Below are 19,104 nucleotides of genomic sequence, written 5' to 3' on the forward strand. Positions count from 1 at the left end.
AAGCGTTGAACAATTCATTCAAACAGTCTGATATATCAATAAACAGATCATTGAACCAGCAATTAAAACAGATAAGATAAACCAAAGAACAAGAAGCAATATGAAAAAGAAACAAATCATCACAGCCTGTTGCGTGGCCGCGGCAATACTCGTCGGAGTATTTGTCTGGCGGACCTGTTTCAGCGCCACGAAGATTGCCTTTGTCAATTTCCAGACCATCAATCTGGGAAATATTTCAAAGGCAAACGACAACTCGTTTGTCAAACTAAGAGAAGTCTCTACGGATCACCTGGACGAACTGACGAACTACGATATGGTGTTCGTCAACGGTATGGGATTGCGCATCGTCGAAGAGCAGCGCCAACTGATACAACGGGCAGCCGACAAAGGCGTACCGGTGTACACCTCCATGGCAACCAACCCCGCAAACAATATCTGCAACCTCGATTCGGTACAGATGAAACAGATACGCCAATATCTTACCCATGCCGGAAAGGTAAACTACCGGAATCTGCTTTCGTATGTCCGCAAAGAGATTGACGGCAAGTTGATCTCGGCACCTGCACCGGAAGCACCGGTAGAGAAACCGACCGATCTTCTCTACCACGCCGGAGTGAAAAATCCGGATGACGAAATGGAATTCCTAAACGTGTCCGATTATGAAAAGTTTCTCCGCGAAAACGGACTCTATAAAGAGGGGGCACGCAAGATTGTGATCACCGGACAGATGGCGGATGCCACGGAACTGATTAAAGCACTCGAAGAGGCGGGACACAACGTGTATCCGGTCTCTTCTTTCACCCGGTTCATGGAGTTCGTCCGTGAAATCGGACCGGATGCCGTTATCAACATGGCACACGGACGCATGGGCGACGCCATGGTGGAATATCTGAAAGAGCACAACATTCCTCTCTTCGCCCCGCTCACCATCAACAGTCTGGTGGAAGACTGGGAAAACGACCCGATGGGTATGTCCGGCGGGTTTCTTTCGCAAAGCGTAGTGACACCGGAAATTGACGGTGCCATCCGCCCGTTCGCCCTCTTTGCCCAATACAAAGATGACGAAGGATTGCAACATTCATTTGCTGTTCCCGAACGGTTGGAAACGTTCGTAAGCACAGTGAACAACTACCTCTCCCTGAAAACAAAACCCAACAGCGAGAAGCACATAGCCATCGTCTACTATAAAGGTCCCGGACAGAATGCGCTGACAGCAAGCGGAATGGAAGTAGGCCCCTCGCTTTACAACCTGCTGTTGAGGATGAAGAAAGAAGGTTACCGGGTGGAAAACCTCCCTGCCAATGCCAAGGACCTGGAGAATATGATCCAGGCACAGGGAGCCGTATTCGGCATGTATGCAGAGGGAGCTTTTGATGAATTTATGAAAACCGGTAACCCCGAACTGGTGACCAAAGAGCAATACGAAAGCTGGGTGAAAGCATCGCTCCGTCCCGAAAAATACGCTGAAGTGGTAGCTGCCAACGGTGAGTTCCCCGGCCAATACATGACTACGTCCGACGGACGTCTGGGCATCGCACGATTGCAGTTCGGCAACGTAGTACTGATGCCGCAGGTGGCAGCCGGCAGCGGAGACAATGCCTTCCAGGTGGTGCATGGCACCAATGCCGCACCTCCCCACACTTACATCGCTTCGTACCTCTGGATGCAGCACGGGTTCAAGGCAGATGCGATGATTCACTTCGGTACGCACGGAAGCCTTGAATTCACTCCACGGAAACAGGTGGCGCTGTGCAGCAACGACTGGCCCGACCGCCTTGTGGGAACTCTTCCGCACCTTTACATTTATTCCATCGGCAACGTGGGAGAAGGCATGATAGCCAAACGCCGTTCGTATGCCACCCTGCAATCTTACCTCACGCCTCCTTTCCTCGAAAGTAGCGTACGGGGTATCTACCGTGACCTGATGGAGAAAATCAAGATTTACAATAATACCACCGGATCGAAAGAGAAGCAGTCGCTTGCCGTGAAAGCACTCACCGTAAAACTGGGCATTCACCGTGAACTGGGACTGGATAGCTTACTGACCCGCCCATACAGCGAGGATGAAGTGGCACGTGTGGAGAACTTCGCCGAAGAACTGGCCACGGAAAAAATCACCGGACAGCTTTATACAATGGGTATACCCTATGAACCGGAGCGTATCACTTCTTCCGTACTTGCCATGGCAACCGAGCCGATAGCTTACAGCCTCCTGTCACTCGACAAACAACGTGGCAAAGCGACAGCCGATGTAGAGAAGCACCGCTCCCTCTTTACGCAGCGTTACCTGAATCCGGCCCGTGCTTTGGTAGAAAAACTGATAAGCAACCCTGCACTGGCAACAGACGAACTGATCTGCCGTACAGCCGGTGTCAGCCCCGAAGAACTGGCGAAAGCACGCGAAATAGAAGCTTCACGCAATGCTCCGAAAGGAATGATGGCGATGATGATGGCTGCCGCTGCCAAAAACAAGGCAGAGGACAAGACCGGAAAGGCAACACATAAGATGCCGGAAGCCATGAAGGAGAAAATGAAAGAGATGGGTGCTCACATGGATTCGTCCAAGGCCATGGAAATGGCAAAGAAAATGGGTGCCAGTCCGGAAGCCCTGAAGAAGATGGAAGCAAAGATGAATCCTCAAAAAGTGGGAAAGAAACCTGCCCAAAAAGAATACAGCAAAGAGGAAATCAACTTCGCCCTTGCCTTGACGGAGGTGGAACGCACCATCCGAAACGTGGGTAACTATAAGACAGAGTTGGCCGACAGCCCCGAGAAAGAGCTCGCCAGCCTGGTCAATGCCCTGAATGGCGGATACACTGCGCCTTCACCCGGTGGTGATCCGATTGCGAACCCCAACACTCTGCCTACAGGACGCAACATGTACGCCATCAATGCAGAAGCCACTCCTTCGGAGTCGGCCTGGGAAAAAGGAGTGGCACTGGCCAAACAGACCATCGAAACTTACCGAAGCCGTCATAACGACAGCATTCCCCGTAAAGTCAGCTACACACTCTGGTCTGCCGAGTTCATTGAAACGGGAGGAGCTACCATCGCACAGGTATTGTATATGCTCGGTGTAGAGCCGGTTCGTGACGCCTTCGGGCGTGTCAGTGACTTGAAGCTGATTCCATCAGCCGAATTGGGGCGCCCCCGTATCGACGTAGTGGTACAGACATCGGGACAGCTCCGTGATATTGCAGCATCCCGCCTTTTCCTGATCAACCGTGCGGTAGAGATGGCCGCGGCTGCCAAAGACGACAAATATGAAAACCAGGTAGCGGCAAGTGTGGTAGAAGCCGAACGGGCACTGACCGAGAAAGGGGTAAGCCCGAAGGATGCCCGTGAGATGGCTGCTTTCCGTGTGTTCGGCGGTGCCAACGGAATGTACGGCACAGGTATCCAGGAGATGGTCGAATCCGGTGACCGCTGGGAAAATGAATCAGAAATAGCCGCCACTTACCTTAATAATATGGGTGCTTACTACGGTAGCGAAAAGAACTGGGAGGCCTTCCGGAAATATGCTTTTGAAGCCGCACTGACCCGTACGGATGTAGTGGTTCAGCCTCGTCAGAGCAATACATGGGGGGCACTGAGTCTCGACCACGTATACGAGTTTATGGGAGGCATGAACCTTGCCGTACGCAACGTGACCGGCAAGGACCCCGACGCTTACCTGAGCGATTATCGCAACCGTAACCACATGCGCATGCAAGAAGTCAAAGAGGCTGTCGGTGTAGAAAGCCGCACCACCATCCTCAACCCCGCTTACATCAAAGAGAAGATGAAAGGCGGTTCTTCCTCTGCCGCCGAATTTGCCGAGACTGTAACCAATACATATGGCTGGAACGTGATGAAACCTGCCGCCATCGACAAAGAACTTTGGGACAACATTTACAATGTATACGTAAAAGACGAATACAATCTGAACGTGAAAGAGTTCTTCGAAACACAAAGTCCCGCCGCCCTTGAAGAGATGACTGCCGTCATGCTCGAAAGTGCCCGCAAAGGTCTGTGGAAAGCAAGCGCCGAGCAGGTTGCCGAACTGGCAAAACTCCATACCGAAACGGTAAACAAGTATCGTCCGTCGTGCTCGGGTTTTGTATGCGACAATGCCAAACTGCGCGAATACATCGCTTCCAAGTCGGATGCTCCGGCTGCCGCACAGTACAAGGAAAACATCACCAGGATACGTGAAGCAAAAGCTTCGGGCGATGCCAAAGGAATGGTGATGAAGAAAGAAGAGATAAACCAGACACCGGAAGAACAAAAGACAACCCTGAGCAACATTGCCGTGGGTGCAGCCGTAGTAGTGGTGATACTGGCACTCGTACTCTTTGTCCGCAAACGTCGTAAAACATCAGAATAATCAGGAGTATGGATACAGTCGTACTTGTATTAATGCTGTTAATAGCATTCAACTTTCTGCTGAAACAGACTTTCTGGAAAGCAGTGGCGGTAGGCATCATCGCTGCCGTTGCCGCCCTGTTTGCGGGACTGATGTGGCCGTATGCCATCGAGCAGTCGAAAACACAGATTGCCGACTGGCTGGGCAACACCGCCCTGATGCTGGACACTTCCGTTTTACTGACTATCGAGGTCAGCCTCCAGATGGCCTATGCCATGCTGGCGGTACACGTTGCCAGTGCCTATCCGGTAAAGCCCCGCACGCTGCTCACCTACCGATTCCTGAGATGGTTTCCGGGACTGCTTATCTTCCCGGTATTATTCAGCGGGCTGGTCTATCTTATCTTTGCTTTCCCGGGGACACCATTCACCACCGTGGCGTGGGGGTATGCCGCTTGTGTGTTAATAGCCATCCCCGTGGGACGCCGGGTGCTGCTCTATCTCCTTCCGGAGAAAGAACTGCGGTTGGAACTCTTCTTCCTCACTAACGCATTGGTAGCCATCCTGGGGATTGTCGCTACCGTGAACGGACAGACTTCCGTAGCCGGAGTCAGTGAAGTGAACTGGGGAGCACTGACCGGCGTCGGAGGAATAACCGTCATCGGCAGCGCCATCGGACTCGGATGGTGGAGACTGAAGAAAAAAAGTAATCAATCATAAAAACAACAGGTAAATCAACTTTTTAAAACTGATCGACAATGAATATCATATCAGACATTTTATATTGGATTTCTACAGGACTGCTCGTTCCTGTTATCGTATTGCTTATCGTATTATTCGGCCGTGCACTTCTGTTGGTCGGCAGTTTCTACGGACAGTATCTTTCGATACGCAAGACAGAGGCACTGCTCCGCAACGAACTGAACGCACTCACTCCTGCCACTGTTACTGAACTGGCAGCCAAATTGCCGGAGAAATCATCATCCCTCGTCATATCCTATATCCGCCAGGTACTCGAAGCACACGATAGTCCGGCACAGGTACAACGCCTGCTCGCCAACTTCGAGATTGCAGCCGACAAAGACCTCGCCATTTCTAAAACATTGACCAAGCTCGGGCCTATCCTCGGACTGATGGGCACACTTATTCCGATGGGTCCCGCCCTTGCCGGACTGGCAAGCGGTGACATCGCTTCGATGGCCTATAACATGCAGATCGCTTTTGCCACTACCGTTGTCGGACTGGTAGCTGGAGCCGTAGGGTTCCTCACTCAACAGGTGAAACAGCGCTGGTATCTTCAGGATATGACCAATCTGGAGTTTCTTTCCGAATTGTTGAACGAAAAACGTGCGGCCCGATGAAACGAAACCTGCTCAGAAAAGAAGAAGATGCCGACCCGATCAGCGTCGTATCGAACCTGTTCGATGTAGCCATGGTATTTGCCGTAGCCTTGATGGTAGCTCTTGTCAGCCGCTACAACATGACCGAAGTGTTCTCTCAGGAAGACTACACCATGGTGAAAAACCCCGGAAAAGAGAATATGGAAATCATCACCAAAGAAGGACAGAAGATCAACCGTTATACTCCTTCGGAAGACCAGCAGAAAAGCGGCAAGAAGGGAAAGAAGGTAGGTATTGCCTATGAATTAGATAACGGGGAAATCATCTACGTCCCGGAAGAATAAGTACTCTCGACAGGACTGTCCCCCGAAAGTTGGCAAACAGCGTATGGAAGGGCATGTCAAAAGTCTGTTTCACCACAGATCAGCAAATCACACAGAGATGCAGTTTACAGATAATCCAAGCAATTATCTTCTCTGTGTAGCCTGCTGTTCTGTGGTGAACTGCTGATATACCCATCCGGCGCTCTGCAGACGGGAATTTCAGTATCCGGTTGTCGGCCGGCAAACAAAAGACCTGAACCTTTTTGCCCTCAAACATTTAAGTCTTTTCAGTGAAACACTTAAGCATTCTCAGCGAAACGTTTAAGTCTTTTCAGAAAACGTTTAAGTCTTTTTCGGAAACTCTTAAATCTTTTTCTCCCCCCACGAATCAAAAGCCCAATGCTGTCTCACGGCTCTGAATAACAACCGGAAACAAACTTTCCGGGAATTCCGCCTTTATGCAAATATCATTTCCTTTCAATTGAAACAGATCAACAACTCTCCAAAAAGAAACCGGCTTCTCCTTTTGCCTGCAATTTTTTTGATTACCTTTGTCCCCCGAAAAGACGCAATTCACCCGTTAAAAAGGGTATCCCCCATCTAAGACCTAAACCGGAATCGAAGCACTATACAGACACATCAACCGCATTCCCTTCACCGGAAATGTAGAAAAGCAACATGTATGTATCACTGATTTAAGAAAGAGTAAAAAGAAATGTTAGCAACCTATTCCACGGAAGCCACTACTTCCACCACCGCTTACACAGCCACAACACCGGCCATGCACCGGAAATCATTCAAAGAACAGGAAACGGCCATCTTTTCCATTATCGGATTTGCCGTTGCCTATATTGCTGCCCTGATAATCCACCGCATCATCAAGACAAGAAAAGCTCATAATTAATCAAAACCTTATGGACATCCACCAAGAATTAAAAGAACTATCTAAATTCCTGTCTGAATATTCCACCAGCCTGATGGCCGTAGGTGTACAGACATCACGCATCGTACGAAACACATCGCGAATTGCCGAGTCTTTCGGCTTTTTCTGTGACATGACCATCTTTCAGAAAACCATCATCATGACGTTACGCGACGCCGATAACTCACACTCGTACAGCACAGTAAACAAAATCAAACCCATGGGGCTGAATTTCGCCATCAACTCCGCCCTCAGCACCCTGAGCTGGGAAGCGTATGACGAGCATCTGTCTCTCACTGAACTCCAGCGACGTTATCACGAAATAGTCAGCAAGCCGCGCGAAAGCAAATGGCTCGTACTGATCCTCGTTGCTTTTGCCAATGCGTCATTCTGCCGCCTGTTCCAAGGTGACTTTATTTCTATGGGGATCGTATTCGCCGCCACCCTGGCAGGTTTCTTCGTCCGTACCGAACTAATGGGACGTCACTGGAATCATCTGGCAGTATTCATCATCTCTTCGTTCATCGCCTCGATGATCGGCAGCACAGGCTACCTGATGCACTGGGGAACCACTCCGGATATGGCTTTGGGTACCAGCGTCCTCTACCTGATCCCGGGTGTACCACTGATCAACTCCATCATGGACATCATCGACGGACATGTACTAGCGGGAACATCGAGATTTATTAATGCCTGTCTGCTTATCATTTGTATAGCAATCGGCCTTTCAATGACCCTTTTAATCACCGGAATCAGCACTTTATGATGAATATAGAATTTATAACCGCCATTATACTCGACGGCGCATTCGCCGCCATTGCTGCCATCGGATTTGCCATCATCTCCAATCCACCCCGGAAAGCCATATTGATCTCTGCTTTTCTGGCGGCCGTTGGGCACGGATTACGCTACTTCCTGATGCATACGCATCTGTTCACGATGGACATCGCCACAGCCTCTTTCTTTGCTGCCGTCTCCATCGGTTTGTTAGCCATCCCCTTTGCCAAGGCAATCCATTGTCCGGCGGAGGTATTCTCGTTCCCGTCTCTCCTGCCGATGATTCCGGGAATGTTCGCTTATAAAAGTATCCTGGCACTGACAAAGTTTATGCAGACCAAGGATGAAACTGCCTCCTTGCAATATCTGGTAGATTTCTTCCACAATGGCAGTACCACTATCTTTGTGTTGTTTGCCCTGGTTGTAGGAGCTGCCGTACCGGTATTTATCTTCCACCGCCAGTCATTCACAGCTACACGTTTACTGAAGAAGCTGGTAAAGAAGGGCTGACAGAAAGGCTCACCACAGATTACACAGATTCCCACAGATTAATGATTTATCTTATGGATAAGAACAATCAAAAATCTGTGGGAATCTGTGTAATCTGTGGTGAAAAAAACACCGGAAAACTTCACCTATTTCCTTGCTTCGGCAATGTAAGCCAAGGCTTCGGCACATTTCCCGGTGACATATCCCCAGTCTCCGGCCGTTACTTTATCTTTCGGGAACAATTTGGACCCCATGCCTACGCAGAATGCGCCTGCCTTGAACCAAGATGTCAGATTCTCCCTCGTAGGTTCCACCCCACCGGTCACCATCAACTTGGACCATGGCATCGGAGCCATCAGGCCTTTTACAAAATTCGGACCATATACATCTCCCGGAAATATCTTGCAAAGATCACAGCCGGCCTCCTGCGCAAAGCCCACTTCCGAAACCGAACCGCATCCCGGTGTATATGCAATCAGCCGGCGATTGCATATCTTAGCAATCGCCGGATTGAATAGCGGCCCTACCACGAAGTCAGCCCCCAACTGTATATATAAAGCCGCAGTAGCCGGATCGACCACAGAACCGATACCCATAGCCATTTCCGGACACTCACGGGCTGCAAACTTCACGATTCCGGCAAATACTTCCTGGGCAAAATCCCCCCGGTTTGTAAATTCAAAAGCACGGACGCCACCTTCATAACAGGCCTTTAGCACTTTCTTCGCCACTTCCACATCTTCGTGATAGAATACAGGAATCATGCCCGTTGTCCCCATCTTAGTCAAGACAGCCATTTTATCAAATTTAGCCATATCTATTTATTTACAATTGAATTTATCTTTGTACACGTCCACTCGCATTGCCTCCGGCCAGCACCTCGACTTCTGCCACAGAAACCAGATTGAAGTCTCCGCTGACGGTATGCTTCAATGCCGATGCCGCCACGGCAAATTCAAGCGCTTCACCCTGTGTAGGCTTCGTAAGCAGACCATGGATAATGCCTCCGGAGAACGAATCCCCACCACCTACCCGGTCGACAATCGGATCGATGTCATAGTGCTTGGAAACGTAGAATTCCTTACCATTATAAATCATGGCCTTCCAGCCATTGTGGGACGCGGAGAAAGATTCACGCAGTGTCGAGATAACATAGCTGAATTCAAACTCTTCCGACATACGCCGGAAAATCTCCTTATACCCCTCGGCATCCGTATGTCCTCTTTCCACATCCGCGTCGGGCTTGAATCCCAGACAAAGCTCCGCATCTTCTTCATTACCGATGCAGACATCTACATATTTCATCAAAGGTTTCATCACGGATTGTGCCTTCTCCTTTGTCCACAGCTTCTTACGGAAATTCAGATCGACCGACACGGTCACCCCGTGACGCTTGGCAGCCTCACATGCCAAACGGGTCAATTCGGCTGCTTTGTCCGAAATGGCGGGAGTAATACCCGACCAATGAAACCAGTCGGCTCCCTCCATAATCCTGTCAAAATCAAAATCCGCCGTATCGGCTTCGGCAATGGCGGAATGCGCACGATCGTAAATCACCTTACTGGGACGCATGGCAACACCGGTTTCCAAATAATAGATGCCGACACGGTCGCCTCCCCTGGCAATATAATCTGTCATCACACCATATTTGCGGAGTGCATTTACAGCCGACTGCCCTATTTCATGTTCAGGCAGCTTGGTTACAAAATAAGCATCATGGCCATAATTAGCGCAGCTCACAGCTACGTTAGCCTCACCCCCACCGTACACCACATCGAAAGAGTCCGATTGAACAAAACGAGTATTTCCCGGAGGAGATAACCTGAGCATGATTTCGCCTAACGTAACGACTTTCTTTCTCATAATTCTATATTTAGTTAGTTTTGAGTTTAATTTGTTTCTATTCTAAAACGATCGATCTTAATTGTTCAGTTACAATTTATTATTCACCCCCCCAATCTTCTCAATAACATACTGGATATATGAACAATAGCAATGTATAAAATAGACACCGGCAAAGTCCGTGTGCGGACACAAAGATACACAGATTTTCATGATTACAAAAATTATTATATATTTGTGTCCATAGAAATAAAACTATTATTGTGTCCGGGCACAAAACCCCGCATAAATAAAGAAGACGCATGAATAAATTGCCAGAAAGAATCAGAATCAAGGATATTGCCCGTTTGGCGAACGTATCTGTAGGAACTGTCGACCGCGTGCTCCACGGCCGTAGCGGAGTATCGGAAGCAAGCCGGAAACGGGTGGAAGAAATCCTGAAGCAACTGGACTACCAGCCCAATATGTATGCCAGTGCACTGGCCTCCAACAAGAAATACACTTTTGCCTGCCTGTTACCCAAGCATCTGGAAGGTGAATACTGGACAGACGTGCAGAAAGGTATCCGTGAAGCGGTTAGCACATATTCCGATTTCAATATCTCAGTGGACATCACTCACTACGATCCTTATGATTACAATTCGTTTGCAGCAACCAGCCGGGCTGTCATTGAAGAACGCCCGGACGGAGTGATGTTTGCTCCTACCATACCGCAATACACAAAAGAATTCACCGATGCACTGAACGGGTTGGGTATACCTTATATATACATCGATTCACAAATAAAAGATGTCCCTCCCCTCGCCTTCTTCGGTCAGAACTCCCACCAAAGCGGATACTTTGCGGCACGTATGCTGATGCTGCTTGCCGGAAACGACCGGGAGATCGTGATTTTCCGTAAGATACACGAAGGGGTGATCGGATCGAACCAGCAGGAAAACCGTGAAATCGGTTTCCGCCAATATATGCGGGAGCATCATCCCGACTGCAATATCCTTGAACTCGACCTGCACGCCGACCCGAATATTGAAGACAACCGTATGCTGGACGATTTCTTCAGCGAACATCCGGAAGTGAAGAACGGGATCACGTTCAATTCGAAAGTATACATCATCGGTGAATACTTGAAAATGCGTCGGAAAAATGATATCAACCTGATCGGTTACGACCTGCTCGAACGGAACGTGGCTTGCCTGAAGGAGGGCACCGTCTCTTTCCTGATTGCCCAGCAACCGGAGTTGCAAGGATTCAACAGTATCAGGACTCTATGTGACCACCTGATATTCAAAAAGGAGGTGACATGCACCAACTACATGCCAATTGACCTTCTGACCAAAGAAAACATCGACTATTATAACTTTTCCCTCTTCAGATAAACCATATCCCGGAGCAAAATTCCATCTTCACAGATGGGATGATCATAATGGTCGGTAAAGAAATTCTCAACGCGGTGGGAAGGGACAAATCCGCAAGACTGATAGAACGAAAGTGAGTGTGGAGTATCGCCCGTCCCCACAAACATAACCGAGCATCTGTCCGAATAGTGACGGAACAGGAATTCAACCAGATATCTGCCGTAGCCCTTGCGCTGGCTCTCCGGATAAGTCGCGATATTCTTCAGTTCGTAAATACCTTCCCCCTCGTTGGTCACCACACAAGCCGCTCTGAGCTCTCCCCCGTCGTACAAGGTAAACATCTCCCCACGTTCCAGATAGCGGTCCACCATATCCTCCTGTTCGTCTGCCAGCAGGAGCAAATCGAGGAAACGCTTCTTGTCAGAAAACACTTGCTCTACCTTCATTTCCTTTCTCCTTCCCTGTGTTCAAGAATCACTGTCATGTGATCCAGTGCCCAGCCTACCAACGCCTCTACATGCGGAATCAGACTGCGTCCCGTCTCCGTCAGGCAATACTCCACTCGTGGGGGCACCTCCGCATACACCTTTCGTTGTACCAATCCGTCGGTTTCCAGTGTTCGAAGCGTGACAGTCAGCATCCGTTGCGAAATGTCATCAATCGTTTTATGAATGTCACTGAAGCGCATCGTTCCATTCGCGTTCAGCGTCACCAATACCAGCATCGACCACTTGTCGCCCAGCCGGCACAGTACGTCCCTGATAGGACATGTCCCTGTAGGATGAAAATTTTTCATTTTTTAATCTTTTCTATTCCATTGAGTTCCAGCAATAGTTATCTCTATGTAAGTTCCTTATTCTGAAGTTCGTTCTTGTTTATCCGCACAGAGAAACATACATTTGCAAGCACAAAAGTAATAAACTTACGAAAGAGAACTATTGTTTCACTTAATAATTTATGTTATGGCAAAGAAAGTTGCAGTATTAGCAGTCAATCCGGTCAACGGATTCGGTTTGTTCCAGTATCTGGAAAGTTTTTTCGAGAATGGTATTCCGTACAAAGTATTCGCGGTGTCAGATACCCGGGAGATCAAGACCAATTCCGGCATCACCCTGTTTGCCGATGACGTGATAGCCAATCTCAAAGGGCATGAAGACGAATTTGACGCACTTGTATTCGCTTGTGGCGACGCAGTGCCGGTATTCAAAGACAATGCAGGAAAGGCCTACAATGTAGACCTGGTGGAAGTAATCAAAGTATTTGGTGAAAAAGGCAAACTTATGATCGGCCATTGTGCCGCTGCCATGATGTTTAATTTCACCGGAATCACCGCCGGAAAGAGGCTGGCCGTCCACCCGCTTGCCAAACCCGCTATACAGACGGGACAGGCGACTGACGGGAAATCGGAAATTGACGGTAACTTCTATACCGCACAAGATGAAAACACCCTTTGGACAATGATGCCTCAGCTGATTGAGGCTCTGAAGAAGTAACGCTGGACACATCCGTTACAGCACTTATCACGACAGTGTGCCGGAAGCTATTCATAACGCCCCGTCTGCTTCCCGGCACACTTTGTGTTTTCCACCCTCACTCGATCTTCTGCCTCAACCTTTTCATATAATCAAGTAAAAACAGGTCATAATTCATTTATTATTAATACTTTTACAGTCGAATAAACAAAACATCGCCATCATTCAATAGAATTTTATGACTACTTCCTTTGGAGTAACATCCATTTTCTGTACCCCATTGCTGAGAAAACTGTTGGTTCTTTTCACATGTTTCCTATCAGTAATCCCTGTATCCGCCCAAAAAGAGGCAATGAATACCAAAGACTATATTCTGGTCATTAACACTTATACGGAAGCCTTCGCATGGAGCAACCGCCTGATCTTTACAGCAACCGAATTTGTCAAGGATGATCCTCACTTAGCCATTTATGCCGAACACATGAATCTCTTGATGATGGATAATGACAGTACACTGTGTGAATTCAAGACCAACCTGTTCGAGAAGTATGGTTCCCATTCTCCGCGCGCACTATTATTGCTGGGTAATTCCACCTTGATGTTGCGGGACGACTTCAGAAAGGTATGGGGTGATGTCCCGATCATACTCTGCTCCGAAAAAGACTACATCGGTCCCAGAGAATATTATTTGAAGAAACACCCCGTCCCTCCGTCCGAACGAATCCCGCTGACCGAACTGGCCCAACCCTATAACCTCGTCCTTCTTTACTCCAACCAATACATTCGTGAGAACCTGGAGTTAATGTTTCATATCCTTCCCGGTATGAAAAAGCTGATTTATGTAGGCGATCAGAGATTCGTCAATCAAACAAACAGTATAGAAATACAGGAAGTATTACAATCCAGCCATCCCGGAGTCCAATATACTTTTTTATCTCCTGAGAATATTCTGGAAACCAACCAACTGATCGACTCTCTCAACTTTGTCGATCCCCGGACCACCGGCATCCTGTTTTCTTCCTGGTTCTATAAGCGGAAGTTTGCGGGCAACACTTCACTGTCTATCGTATCACCCAAAATTGTTTCTACTGTTTCACCTCCACTGTTTGCCCTCAGCACCATTGACGTAAAAGACAAAAGCAGCGGGATGACCGGAGGATATTCTTACAATCAGACAGAATTCGACAAGCGGCTTCTCGGTATATTTTCCGATGTACTGAATGGCAGGCAACCCCGCACCCTCCCTTACTATTATCCTCTGGACGGTATGCCCATCATCAATTATGAGACACTGATCCATAAAGGATTTTCTCCCGACTTATGTCCGGCCAACACGTATTTCATCAACAAACCGCGCACCTTCTGGGAACAATACAGCTACTTCCTTATAGGTACATGCATCTCCATCGTCCTACTCGTCCTGTTTTTCCAGTACCGCATCCGCACACTGAACAGACTTAAGAAAACACAGTTGAAAGAGATAGAGACCATGACCAGCTATAAAAACCTGATCAACAACATGCCCATCCTCTATATGCAGGAGAAGCTGATAACAAACGAACAAGGTATAGGCATAGATTTGATCTACCTGAACGTAAACCCCCATTTCGAACAGAATTTTTTCCGCAGAGAAGATGCAGTAGGCAAGAAAGCAAGTGAAATGTTTCCCGAATCCCTCCCCGAGTTCCTGCACTTCATCCAGATGTCACTCAAGGAAAACCGGGTTGTTACTTTCCCATACTATTTCAGGAAAATCAATAAATTCTATGATATTGTCCTCAAAGGTACCCATCAGAATAACGTGGTTGATATTTTTTGTCTGGACAGCACCGAATTACACCTGGCACAACAAAAACTGACCGCCACCAACCACAAGCTGTCGATGGCATTGGATGTGGCAAATATCATTCCATGGAAATGGGATCTGCTCAGCAAAACCATCCTGTGTGACATCAACAAACCCATCGAACTCAGTTCACCCGGCAACAACGTGAACGACGAGCAACTGGCCGTGCCGGACACGCAATACTTCTCAAAGATATTCAAAGAAGACCGCAAACGGGTGGAACAGGCATACAAAGACCTGATTGAAGGTCGCACGGACAAGGTAAAGGAGGAATACCGGGTTATCAACGTACAGAACCACACCCACAAAGTGGAATGGGTAGAAGCTCAGGCCGCCGTAGAATCCCGCGACGAAAACGGAAATCCTACCACGCTGGTAGGCTCTTCACTGGTCATTACCAAACGAAAAAAGATGGAGATGGAACTTACCACGGCCAAAGACCGCGCCGAAGAATCCAACCGCCTGAAATCAGCTTTCCTTGCCAACATGAGCCATGAAATCCGTACTCCGCTGAATGCCATCGTAGGCTTTTCGGGTATCTTGGCATCTACCGATGAGGAAGAAGAAAAACGGGAATACGTCAACATCATCGAAAATAACAACACCCTGCTCTTACAACTGATCAGCGACATCCTCGACCTGTCGAAAATAGAAGCCGGCACCCTTGAGTTCCAATACTCCAACGTCGAGCTGAATGCCGTAATGAAAGAGCTGGAAAGCACGTTGCAGCTCAAGATGAAATCCGAAGCTGTGAAATTGGAATTCGTACCTCCGGCAGACCGCTGCCTGGTTCATCTGGAAAAGAACCGTGTTTCCCAGCTGATCATCAATCTGGTGACCAATGCCATCAAGTTCACCGAGAAAGGGAGTATCCGCTTTGGCTACGAGCTTCGCGGAAAAGAGCTTTATTTCTACGTTGCCGACACCGGTTGCGGCATTGCCAAGGACGAGCAGGAAAGCATATTCGGCCGATTCGTCAAACTGAACAGTTTCGCACAAGGCACAGGGCTCGGACTATCCATCTGCCAGACACTGGTCAACCACATGGGCGGACACATCGGTGTGGAGTCTGAGAAAGGTAAAGGTTCCACATTCTGGTTTACCCTCCCTTACGAAGCTGCATCGACAGCCGAACCTGTCCGGAAAGCAGTTATACAGCCCATTGCGGTAGAGAAAGACAAACTGACCATCCTGATTGCCGAAGACAACGAAAGCAACTTCAGGTTATTTGAGTCCATCCTCCGCCAGGATTACCGCCTGCTTCATGCCTGGGACGGCCGCGAAGCCGTAGAAATATTCCGCAAAGAAGATCCGCAGATTATCCTGATGGACATCAACATGCCGGTCATGGACGGATATGAAGCCACTAAAGAGATCCGTAAATATTCGGCCAAAGTCCCTATCATCGCAGTTACGGCCTTTGCCTACGCTTCGGACGAACAGCGGGTGATGGAAAGCGGTTTCGACGGATACATGCCCAAACCCATCAATGCGCGCCAGTTACAGGCACAGCTCAAAGAGATTATGCAGAAACGGATCATCCTGCTATAACAACAGGATGACCCGTTTTTAAGGTCTTTATTCGTGTTTACAGCCACTTCGTAAACCGCTTCACATACCATTGTTTAATAAGCTGCGTCAACACACAATAGCTCAGCAGGATGCCTGCCAACCAGGGGAAATAACTGAGCGGCAACGGCATCAACCCGATGGAAGCCCCAAACTGCGTGAAGGGAATGACGATTCCCAGAACCATGATGACGGACGTTAGTCCTAATACCGGCCAGGATGCCGTACTCTGAATAAACGGGATCTTGCGGGTACGGATCATATGTACAATCAACGTTTGCGACAGCAAGCCCTCTACAAACCAACCGGACTGAAAGAGAGTCTGATGTTCGGGAGAGTTGCAACCGAACACATACCACATGACCAGAAATAAGGCTATGTCGAAAATAGAACTGACCGGACCGATAAAAATCATAAAACGGCTCAGGTCGGATGCATCCCATTTGCGCGGCTTCATCAGGTACTCCGGGTCCATCCGGTCGAACGGAATGGTGGACTGCGACGTATCGTACAGCAGATTCTGAACAAGCAGATGGACAGGCAGCATAGGCAGGAAAGGCAGAAAGGCACTGGCAGCCAGCACGCTGAACATATTGCCAAAGTTAGAACTGGCAGTCATCTTGATGTACTTCATAATGTTGCCAAACGTTCTGCGTCCCTCTATCACTCCATCTTCAAGCACCATCAGATCCTTCTCCAGCAGAATGATGTCGGCACTCTCCTTGGCGATGTCCACAGCCGTATCCACAGATATACCCACATCGGACTGGCGCAGGGCGGAAGCGTCATTGATGCCGTCACCCAGGAAGCCCACCGTATGTCCCAATTCCTGCAGCAAGGTGATGATACGGGTCTTCTGCATGGGAGCCAGCTTCGCAAACACGGTAGTCTGCCGTATTTTCAACTTCAGTTCTTCATCCGTCAGCCGCTCTATCTCCGTACCGTTCAGCGTACAGGCCGTATCGACTCCCACCTGACGGCAGATGGTACGTACAACCGCTTCGTTATCACCGGACAGCACTTTCACATCGACTCCATGGCTATGGAGCTGCCGGATGGCATTGGCTGCCGAAGGTTTGGGAGGGTCGAGAAAAGCGAGATAACCGATCAGCACCATTCCGGATTCGTCTTCGACAGAAAAATCATGTTCTTTTTCTACCCAACTCTTCTGTGCCACCGCCAGCACACGCATACCTTCTTTGTTCATCTGCTCACTGATGACAAAGGCTTTCCGCCGCAGCTCATCGGTCAACTCGTGAACGGTTTTACCGAACTCTGCATGAGTGCAGATTGCAAGCATCTCCTCTACCGCTCCCTTGGTGATGATCTGACGCTTCCTCTGTTCGTCTTCCACCACCACGGACATACGTCGGCGGGTAAAGTCGAATGGGATTTCGTCTACCTTGGTATAAGCATCCCTGAGATAATCCAACTGTAACTCACGAACATGTGAAAGGATGGCACGATCCATCAGATTCTTCAGCCCCGTCTGGAAATAACTGTTGAAATAGGCATGACGGAGTACGCGGCACTCGTGATCCTCGCTCCCGTCAGCATTGATAAACTTTTCCAGCACAATGTGGTCGCGGGTCAGTGTCCCGGTCTTATCGGTGCAAAGAATGTCCATCGCCCCGAAATTCTGGATGGCGTTGAGGTTCTTGACAATGGTCTTTTTCTTAGCCATAGAGACAGCTCCTTTGCTCAGGTTAGCGGTGACAATCATCGGAAGCATCTCAGGAGTCAGTCCCACGGCTACGGAAATGGCAAAAATAAAGGCTTCGAACCAGTCGCCTTTCGTCACTCCGTTGATGAGAAACACCAGAGGCACCATCACCAGCATGAAACGGATCAGCAAAAGACTGACATTGCTGATTCCTTTATCGAATGCCGTCTGCGCACGTACGCCGACGATACTCCGGGCGATGGTGCCCAGATAGGTATCTCGCCCTGTACCGAAAACAATGGCACGTGCCGAACCGCTCACTACATTGGAGCCCATGAAGCAAATGTCATCAAGCTCGACCACACTGCCGGAACGGTGACGATCCTCCGCCAATACGGCACACTTCTCTATGGCATCGGATTCTCCGGTCAACGAGGACTGGCTGACGAACAGGTCTTTCGACTCGATGACGCGGACATCGGCCGGAATCATATCTCCGGCAGCCAGACAGATGATGTCTCCCGGCACCAAGTCTGTAATGTTGATCTCGTACGGCTCCGGGGCACCGCTACGAATGACGGATGCGGTATTTTTCACCATCTTTTGCAAAGCATCCGAAGCCCTGCCGGAACGCCACTCCTGCGAGAAGCGCAACACGACACTCAGCATCACCATACTTCCGATGACAAGGATACTGGTCCACTCCCGTTCTTCGGGCCGGGCCATCCAGACGTCGAGCACCAACGACACAAGCACAAGTGCCATCAGTACACCGATAAAGGGGTTGATAAAGGTTTTGCAAAACATCAGAAGCGGATTGGGGTGCGTCTCTTGCACGATTTTATTCTCACCGCAGCTTTTAAGCCGCTCTTCCGCATCCTCCTCCGAGAGTCCGTGGGGGGTAGTACAAAAATAGCCATACACCAACTTCAGCGGTTGGGTTGCTGCCAGAAATACCTTCTCGGTATTGAACTGCACAGTCTTGTCTGTTTGTTTCTTTCTAAAAATCATCATAGTACATTTTTTTTAGAGATACGGGGCCGCTCCCTATTGGAAGAATCCCATTCATTCATTTGCCTTTACAGTACAAAAGTAGGGAACTCCCCGCAAAAGGGGCGTTAGAGAACGATTAGAGTACTATTAGAGTTTTATTAGAGTTTTA

General features: G+C 48.9%; 15 protein-coding genes. 10 read left to right on the forward strand and 5 right to left on the reverse strand.

Going from position 1 to position 19,104, the window contains the following annotated elements; all coding sequences use genetic code 11:
* Window positions 1–100: 100 nt before the first annotated feature.
* The 7 genes from JZY04_RS10715 (at window position 101) to JZY04_RS10745 (ending at window position 8,216) form a co-directional block, all read left to right on the forward strand.
* Window positions 101–4,366 (forward strand): cobaltochelatase subunit CobN, encoded by a 4,266-nt coding sequence (locus JZY04_RS10715; RefSeq protein ID WP_122143487.1) that lies wholly within the window; start codon window positions 101–103, stop codon window positions 4,364–4,366.
* An 8-nt stretch (window positions 4,367–4,374) separates the two neighbouring features.
* The gene (locus tag JZY04_RS10720) at window positions 4,375–5,064 is read left to right on the forward strand and encodes a hypothetical protein (protein WP_122143488.1); all 690 of its coding nucleotides are present in this window, start codon (window positions 4,375–4,377) and stop codon (window positions 5,062–5,064) included.
* Window positions 5,065–5,102: 38 nt separating this feature from the next.
* The gene (locus JZY04_RS10725) at window positions 5,103–5,705 is read left to right on the forward strand and encodes a MotA/TolQ/ExbB proton channel family protein (protein WP_005778404.1); all 603 of its coding nucleotides are present in this window, start codon (window positions 5,103–5,105) and stop codon (window positions 5,703–5,705) included.
* A complete protein-coding gene (locus JZY04_RS10730) occupies window positions 5,702–6,028 on the forward strand; it encodes a DUF2149 domain-containing protein (protein WP_005778408.1) in 327 nt (108 codons plus the stop codon). The genes JZY04_RS10725 and JZY04_RS10730 overlap by 4 nt, the downstream gene beginning before the upstream one ends.
* A gap of 694 nt (window positions 6,029–6,722) precedes the next feature.
* Window positions 6,723–6,911 carry a hypothetical protein gene (locus JZY04_RS10735; protein ID WP_022011527.1) on the forward strand — a complete coding sequence of 63 codons (189 nt, stop codon included), beginning with the start codon at window positions 6,723–6,725 and terminating at the stop codon, window positions 6,909–6,911.
* A 10-nt stretch (window positions 6,912–6,921) separates the two neighbouring features.
* Entirely contained in the window at window positions 6,922–7,695 is a 774-nt protein-coding gene (locus JZY04_RS10740) for a threonine/serine exporter family protein (protein WP_005778412.1), read from the forward strand.
* Complete coding sequence (locus tag JZY04_RS10745; RefSeq protein ID WP_005806704.1) at window positions 7,692–8,216, forward strand: threonine/serine exporter family protein; 525 nt, start codon at window positions 7,692–7,694, stop codon at window positions 8,214–8,216. Before JZY04_RS10740 ends, JZY04_RS10745 begins: the two co-directional genes overlap by 4 nt.
* Before the next feature lie 125 nt (window positions 8,217–8,341).
* Here the strand turns inward: JZY04_RS10745 and JZY04_RS10750 are convergent, their stop codons facing one another.
* Both JZY04_RS10750 and JZY04_RS10755 read right to left on the reverse strand, forming a co-directional pair.
* Entirely contained in the window at window positions 8,342–9,010 is a 669-nt protein-coding gene (locus tag JZY04_RS10750) for a bifunctional 4-hydroxy-2-oxoglutarate aldolase/2-dehydro-3-deoxy-phosphogluconate aldolase (RefSeq protein WP_122143489.1), read from the reverse strand.
* 22 nt (window positions 9,011–9,032) lie between these two features.
* A complete protein-coding gene (locus JZY04_RS10755) occupies window positions 9,033–10,058 on the reverse strand; it encodes a sugar kinase (RefSeq protein WP_122143490.1) in 1,026 nt (341 codons plus the stop codon).
* 281 nt (window positions 10,059–10,339) lie between these two features.
* On the opposite strand from JZY04_RS10755, the gene JZY04_RS10760 reads away from it, so the two are divergent.
* Window positions 10,340–11,413, forward strand: a complete 1,074-nt coding sequence (locus JZY04_RS10760; protein WP_122143491.1) for a substrate-binding domain-containing protein — start codon at window positions 10,340–10,342, stop codon at window positions 11,411–11,413.
* Here the strand turns inward: JZY04_RS10760 and JZY04_RS10765 are convergent.
* The gene (locus JZY04_RS10765) at window positions 11,389–11,838 is read right to left on the reverse strand and encodes an N-acetyltransferase (protein WP_005806711.1); all 450 of its coding nucleotides are present in this window, start codon (window positions 11,836–11,838) and stop codon (window positions 11,389–11,391) included. The two genes, JZY04_RS10760 and JZY04_RS10765, sit on opposite strands and share 25 nt — an antisense overlap.
* Entirely contained in the window at window positions 11,835–12,188 is a 354-nt protein-coding gene (locus JZY04_RS10770; RefSeq protein ID WP_005778426.1) for a helix-turn-helix domain-containing protein, read from the reverse strand. Before JZY04_RS10770 ends, JZY04_RS10765 begins: the two co-directional genes overlap by 4 nt.
* Window positions 12,189–12,354: 166 nt before the next feature.
* Between JZY04_RS10770 and JZY04_RS10775 the strand changes: the two genes are divergently transcribed.
* Together JZY04_RS10775 and JZY04_RS10780 are read left to right on the forward strand one after the other, a co-directional pair.
* The gene (locus JZY04_RS10775) at window positions 12,355–12,885 is read left to right on the forward strand and encodes a DJ-1/PfpI family protein (RefSeq protein ID WP_122143492.1); all 531 of its coding nucleotides are present in this window, start codon (window positions 12,355–12,357) and stop codon (window positions 12,883–12,885) included.
* 331 nt (window positions 12,886–13,216) lie between these two features.
* The gene (locus JZY04_RS10780) at window positions 13,217–16,261 is read left to right on the forward strand and encodes an ATP-binding protein (protein WP_250706936.1); all 3,045 of its coding nucleotides are present in this window, start codon (window positions 13,217–13,219) and stop codon (window positions 16,259–16,261) included.
* A gap of 37 nt (window positions 16,262–16,298) precedes the next feature.
* On the opposite strand, the gene mgtA is transcribed toward JZY04_RS10780, so the two are convergent.
* Window positions 16,299–18,953, reverse strand: a complete 2,655-nt coding sequence (mgtA, locus tag JZY04_RS10785) for a magnesium-translocating P-type ATPase (protein ID WP_122143507.1) — start codon at window positions 18,951–18,953, stop codon at window positions 16,299–16,301.
* Window positions 18,954–19,104: the final 151 nt, after the last annotated feature.

The organism is Bacteroides sp. 11BF (assembly GCF_019633765.1).
GTDB lineage: Bacteria > Bacteroidota > Bacteroidia > Bacteroidales > Bacteroidaceae > Bacteroides > Bacteroides hominis.

What these genes read in the sequence shown, in the direction of transcription:
- JZY04_RS10715 (WP_122143487.1), top strand. Translation starts at nt 101, where the DNA reads ATGAAAAAGAAACAAATCATCACAGCCTGTTGCGTGGCCGCGGCAATA.
- JZY04_RS10720 (WP_122143488.1), top strand. Translation starts at nt 4,375, where the DNA reads ATGGATACAGTCGTACTTGTATTAATGCTGTTAATAGCATTCAACTTT.
- JZY04_RS10725 (WP_005778404.1), top strand. Translation starts at nt 5,103, where the DNA reads ATGAATATCATATCAGACATTTTATATTGGATTTCTACAGGACTGCTC.
- JZY04_RS10730 (WP_005778408.1), top strand. Translation starts at nt 5,702, where the DNA reads ATGAAACGAAACCTGCTCAGAAAAGAAGAAGATGCCGACCCGATCAGC.
- JZY04_RS10735 (WP_022011527.1), top strand. Translation starts at nt 6,723, where the DNA reads ATGTTAGCAACCTATTCCACGGAAGCCACTACTTCCACCACCGCTTAC.
- JZY04_RS10740 (WP_005778412.1), top strand. Translation starts at nt 6,922, where the DNA reads ATGGACATCCACCAAGAATTAAAAGAACTATCTAAATTCCTGTCTGAA.
- JZY04_RS10745 (WP_005806704.1), top strand. Translation starts at nt 7,692, where the DNA reads ATGATGAATATAGAATTTATAACCGCCATTATACTCGACGGCGCATTC.
- JZY04_RS10750 (WP_122143489.1), bottom strand. Translation starts at nt 9,010, where the DNA reads ATGGCTAAATTTGATAAAATGGCTGTCTTGACTAAGATGGGGACAACG.
- JZY04_RS10755 (WP_122143490.1), bottom strand. Translation starts at nt 10,058, where the DNA reads ATGAGAAAGAAAGTCGTTACGTTAGGCGAAATCATGCTCAGGTTATCT.
- JZY04_RS10760 (WP_122143491.1), top strand. Translation starts at nt 10,340, where the DNA reads ATGAATAAATTGCCAGAAAGAATCAGAATCAAGGATATTGCCCGTTTG.
- JZY04_RS10765 (WP_005806711.1), bottom strand. Translation starts at nt 11,838, where the DNA reads ATGAAGGTAGAGCAAGTGTTTTCTGACAAGAAGCGTTTCCTCGATTTG.
- JZY04_RS10770 (WP_005778426.1), bottom strand. Translation starts at nt 12,188, where the DNA reads ATGAAAAATTTTCATCCTACAGGGACATGTCCTATCAGGGACGTACTG.
- JZY04_RS10775 (WP_122143492.1), top strand. Translation starts at nt 12,355, where the DNA reads ATGGCAAAGAAAGTTGCAGTATTAGCAGTCAATCCGGTCAACGGATTC.
- JZY04_RS10780 (WP_250706936.1), top strand. Translation starts at nt 13,217, where the DNA reads ATGAATACCAAAGACTATATTCTGGTCATTAACACTTATACGGAAGCC.
- mgtA (WP_122143507.1), bottom strand. Translation starts at nt 18,953, where the DNA reads ATGATTTTTAGAAAGAAACAAACAGACAAGACTGTGCAGTTCAATACC.